Source organism: Undibacterium sp. (assembly GCF_030683615.1).
GTDB classification, from domain to species: Bacteria; Pseudomonadota; Gammaproteobacteria; order Burkholderiales; family Burkholderiaceae_D; genus Undibacterium; species Undibacterium umbellatum.
The window spans coordinates 1-5,229 of record NZ_JAUXQE010000019.1 but is presented as its reverse complement, the minus strand read 5'-3'; the positions used below and the strand labels follow the sequence as shown (position 1 = coordinate 5,229).

The window sequence follows — 5,229 nt, the reverse complement described above, 5'->3', positions numbered from 1 at the left end:
TGCGGCCAAACTGGCCCGAGACTGCGGGGTCGTTCTGGAACAGGGTGCCAGCATCGACAACGACGGGGATGATCTTGAGACCAAACTGGCCAAGACCAAGGGTGTTGATGCGGGCTTCTATGGGAATTTCTATGTCGGTCAAGGCAGAGAGACCTTTTTCTCCGCTGCGTGCTCTGCCTGCGACTTCAACTGAAACTTCCGTTCTCTTGAGGTCGTTGATGGCATCGATTTCTTTCAGCAACGCCGCTTCTTCTGGACTGACATTCGCGGCTTTTACTGGCTTGGCTCTGCTTGTTGCTGCAGTTGTGTTGGCTGCTGCATATTGTTGCGGCACAGCGACTGGTGCAGCAGTGTAGCTGACCTTGGCCGGGACATAAGGCACCAGCACCGAGGGTGCATTGCCAGTACCGCCACTGGCATCATAATTACTTCTAGGTGCTGCCTGGTTTTGCAACGGATTATGTTGCACCGGCTGTGTCTGAGTCAGCGGCGTGCGCGAGATATTTGCTGGTGGAATTTGATAGACAGTAGCGGCACCCGTCGCGCTGCTGACATTACCGCTGGAACCGCCCTGCACTGTGCCAGGAGTTGCAGTATTTGCAGCATAGGCTTGCTGAGGTAGTGATGGCAAAGGTGCTGCTGATCTATTCAATGCACTGGCTGGCAATTGCGGAATACTCGCCATCGGTGCTGCAACCACGGAAGCTGGGCTGGCTGCACGGCCTTGCTGTGCCGCAGCCAGGGTAGCAGCGGGCAATTGCGGTATCGCATATTGAGGGGCAGGCTGGGGTGCTTGCGCATATTGTGGTTGAGGCTGCGCGTATTGTTGCTGTGCATACTGCTGTTGAGCTTGCGAGTATTGCGGTTGCACGTACTGCGGCTGAGGCTGCGCGTACTGTGGTTGTGCATACTGTGGTTGTGCATACTGAGGTTGCGCATACTGAGGTTGCGCATACTGCGGCACTTGCTGCAATGGTACACCGACCGGGGCAAACAGGGCGCTGCGGGAATTCGCAGTTGCCTGCTGCACTGGCACATTATTCACGGCGAAGGCAGTTTGCCCCCTGCCATTACGGTCAGTAAACGGATTAACACTGAACTCATTCACATTGGCAGCCGGGGCCTGGGCGACCAGCCGTATACCATTCGCACCCATGCCATTATTTGGCCTTTGCGCCTGCTCCAGCGCCAAAGCCTGGCGGAAGTATTCCAGTGCCTTGCCACTATGACCTTGCGCACGTGCGAGATTGCCAGCCAGGGAAATAAAGCGTGGATTACCAGGCTGTAATTGCATCAGGGTTGTCAGGTGCTGCTCTGCTGTACCAAAGTCTTTGACCTGTATGGCTGCGTACACCAGGGCTTGCAAGACTTCCGGGTTTTCTGGTTCAGACTCCAACACCCGCTGATACAAGTCTTTGGCTGCATCAGTATCACCTGATGAAGAATAAATGCGCGCCAGAGCAAGCAGCAGCAAACTATCTTCAGGGTTATCCATCAGCATGGGCTGGATGAAATTGAAGGCACTGGCGTAGTCACCTGCTTCGCGTGCACGCTCTGAATAGCGCATGGAGACGATGCGTTGCAAGTCTTTGTAATCGGTAATTTCTTCTGCTGTCAGCCTGGGCATATCAGTCACCTTGCGCATGACTGCCAGCACTTCTGCTTCCTGGTTGGCGCGCAATAAGGCCATGGCATACTGCAACAACAAACCAGCCTGAGGATTGGGCGCAGTTTCTACGGCCCGCTTGACCAGTGCCAGTCCATGAGCAGGGTCGCCCACCTTCATATGGAAGGCTGCAATAATACCCACGAACTCGGCATTATTGCCTGCCGTGTTTTCTATGATGCCCAACAATTCACGCGCTCTTGCAGTATCGCCACGGTTAACAAAGACATTCAGGCGATCCACCTGCACCCTGGTCCAGAGACGTTTTTGCAACTCGAACATTTCAGGTTTTCTGGCAGCGGCAGGCAAACGCTCCAGCGTCACCAGCCCCTCCCACCACAATTGCTGCATGGCGCTCAATAAAGCACTGGCATACAGTGCTTCAGCCTGGGGATTTTCTACATTGGCGATGGCATCCATAAGGGCGCGTGCCGCGCCTGGAGCGTTACGGCCCAGATAAATTTTTGCAAGGGCCATGCGCAACCAGGGATTATCTGGCGTCATGAGCACCGCATCTTCCAGGCTGGCCTGCGCAGTTGCGATATCGCCTGTTGCTTCGGCAGCCTTGGCCCTGTCCCATAACTGGGTTGCCTTTAACTCTGACAGCACCGTCATCTGGCGCGGCGACATATAGGCGCTCAACTCTTCCAGATCCTTGATACGTTTTTGCAAAGCCAGAAGACCGATCAGGCTATCGAGTGCGCCCAGATTTTTTTTATCGTCGCGCAAGACCAGCCGGAAATTTGCCTCTGCGCCAACCAGATCATTTTCAGCCTGCAGGGCATCGCCTAACTGCAGAATACCGACCGATTCCTTGGGGTCCATGGCGACAGCCTTGCGCAACAAAGCGATACCCTTGGCACTATCACTATCTTCAAACGCGCTGCGTGCATCCGCTATCATGCCCCAGTAATTGGCACGGTCGAAGGCGGGCTTCCATTGATCCTTGCGACTGGCAGGCGACAGCTCTACTGCTTTTTGCAGGAGTGTACGTGATTCGATAAATTCATCCTGGCGCATTTTCACCAGCCCCATGCCACCATAACCGGCAGAATCTCTGGGGTGGGATTTAATCAACCCCTGAAATGCTGCTTCTGCCACCTTGAGGTCATTATCGTCCAGGGCCTTGAAGGCGGCGATACGGATTTTCTCTGGGGCATCACCAGTCGTTTTTGCATGTACCTCTGCCTTGGTTGCAGCTTTGGATTCGGCCTTGGTTTCAGCCTTGGTTTCAGCTTTGTTTTCAGCCCTTGCCACGACTTCTGCCTTGGGTGCGGCCTCTATGCTTTGCCTGGTTTCAGCTACCGCCTTCACCGCTGTGCTCTGCTTTGCTGCGGCCAGCACTTTGGCAGGATTGGTTTTTTCTTCAGGCACTGCAGGCGCCGCTGGGCGACTTAAACTGGCCAGGCGCTCACTGATAACCTGGTCTTCGGGAAATTTATCCAGATAGCGGCGAAAATGTTTGGCATTTTCATTCTTTACGCCCATCCAGCTCAATGCCTGACGCCAGGAATCACCCGCTTGTTTGCCAACGTCAGCCTTGGCGGTGAGTTGTTCCAGCGCTGCCATGCCCTCCAGACGTGTCGGTTCGCGATAAGTCAAGACCTGGGCATAAGCCAGGGCATAACGGGTATTGCCCGGATTTTCCTTCAGTAATTTTTCCAGACCCCGTTTGGCATCGGGATAACCAGCCTTGGTACCTGCCAGCACCTGGAAATATTCAAATGCGGCGTCGCCCTTCAGCTTGGCCGGATCACCCATTTGCTTATAGGCTTCCACAGCGCTGTCAGCATCACCTTGCTTGGCCAGCTTGCGCGCTTCCTCCAATTGACCGCCGCCACTATTGCCGTGCAATACGGCATTTTCAGCCATGCGTAGTTGGGAAATACTGGCTTGCGCGCCTCTGAGTTTGGAATAATAGGATTTTGCCTGTGCGGTATTGCCAGCCTTTGCCTCAAATAAAACCAGCGCCAGCAAGGCGTCAACATTGGATGGTTCAATTTTTAAAATCTTGCGCCATGCATCGGCCGCATTTTCATCCTTGCCACGCTGTGCCCAGAATTGGGCCTGTTCTTTCAATTGCTGCGTCAAAGGGGAATTCGCGAGAGCTGTCCCGCTTTCCAGATATGCCGTCAAAAGCGCCAGTACCAGCGCTTTCTTCTTAAAAGTCATTCATGTCCCCTTTTTCACTTCTTCACCAGTGAGCGATTTGACTAGCGATGTCTTATAAACAAACCCTCACTTCACTTGCATTTTGAAGTAAGCCAGCCTAAATAGGAAGTACATGTGTGGCAGGAATTGTAAATCTATTGTAAATCCGATAAAAAACCGTCATATCCTGGCAGATATGACGGTTTTATCTTGTCCTCGCTGGCTATCTCGGATGCTTATTCGGGTGCCAGTTCAGGTGTCTGCGTCAGACGCTTAGTTACCCTGATAGTAAGCCTTGGGAGCGACAGGCGGGAAGCCGACCGGGCTCTTGCGTGGCTCAAAGCTATAGCGCAGATAAACCGCTGCCGAGGTGTCGTTGAAGTCTCCTGAGTTGTCTGCACTGAGTTTGCCTCCCAGGAATAAATGCGGAGTCAGCTGGTATTCTGCTGCACCACCTATCTTGAAGGCAAAGGCGGTCCTGGTTTGTCCAGCATAGTTGGTCTGGATGTTGATGGTGGGGTTGGCTGCCGCAAATTGTTCAAGTTCTGCCTGGTCTGCCGGCGAATTTGGATAATACGGGGCAGACAGTTCACGGAAATGCTGGACACCCAGTGAGCTTGCCAGCTGGTAGGAGAGTTTGCCTTTGCGTCCTGCGATCTCCAGCGGGATGCCTAGTGCAACATAGGATTTGGGGCTGAAGTAGCCACCATGTCCGTAGCTGAAGTAGCGCAGGTTTTTGTTGTAGAAGAAGGAGGTCATGCCCAGCCCGGTAGTGAAGCTGAAGTCATTGGTTTTGTAGGCGCGCCAGTAGGCACCTACGCCTATTTCACCCATGCTGTTCTTGGCGACGTTTTTTCCGGTAAGCCCATAGTAGCCTGCGCTGGCATAGACGCCGCCATCTTCTCCATCATAGGAGGTGTCGAGTTTGATGCCTGTGCGGGTGACGCCACCCCAGGTGAGCCCATACAGGCTGTCTTTTGCACCAGCATAGGAGAGGTAGCTGTCGCTGACTGAGCGGCGGGCAACTTCGATGCCGAGGCTGAGTCCATCGTCGCTGCCACTCCAGCGCAGTCCGCCAACAACGTTCTGGACGGGGAAGCCTATGGGGCTGGAGCCTATATCTGCTCTGACGCCAGCGAGTTCGTAGCTGAGGTTGAGGGCGACGCCTTTGGCTTCCTGGTCGAGTGTGGCGACATTGGGGAGGCCTTGCTGGCGGGCGATGGTGGTGAATGGAACTTTGGCGTATCTGGCGCGTTCTACGACGATGGCATTGCGGCCAAACTGGCCCGAGACTGCGGGGTCGTTCTGGAACAGGGTGCCAGCATCGACAACGACGGGGATGATCTTGAGACCAAACTGGCCAAGACCAAGGGTGTTGATGCGGGCTTCTATGGGAATTTCTATGTCGGTCA

2 protein-coding genes are annotated in these 5,229 nt (G+C 54.2%); both read right to left on the bottom strand.

Going from position 1 to position 5,229, the window contains the following annotated elements; translation table 11 throughout:
• Window positions 1–3,838 (bottom strand): tetratricopeptide repeat protein (locus Q8K39_RS09050; RefSeq protein WP_305259564.1); only part of this gene is annotated, 3,838 nt, incomplete at its 3' end.
• 252 nt (window positions 3,839–4,090) lie between these two features.
• On the bottom strand, window positions 4,091–5,229 hold a 1,139-nt coding region (locus Q8K39_RS09045), incomplete at its 5' end, for a cellulose synthase subunit BcsC-related outer membrane protein (RefSeq protein WP_305259563.1).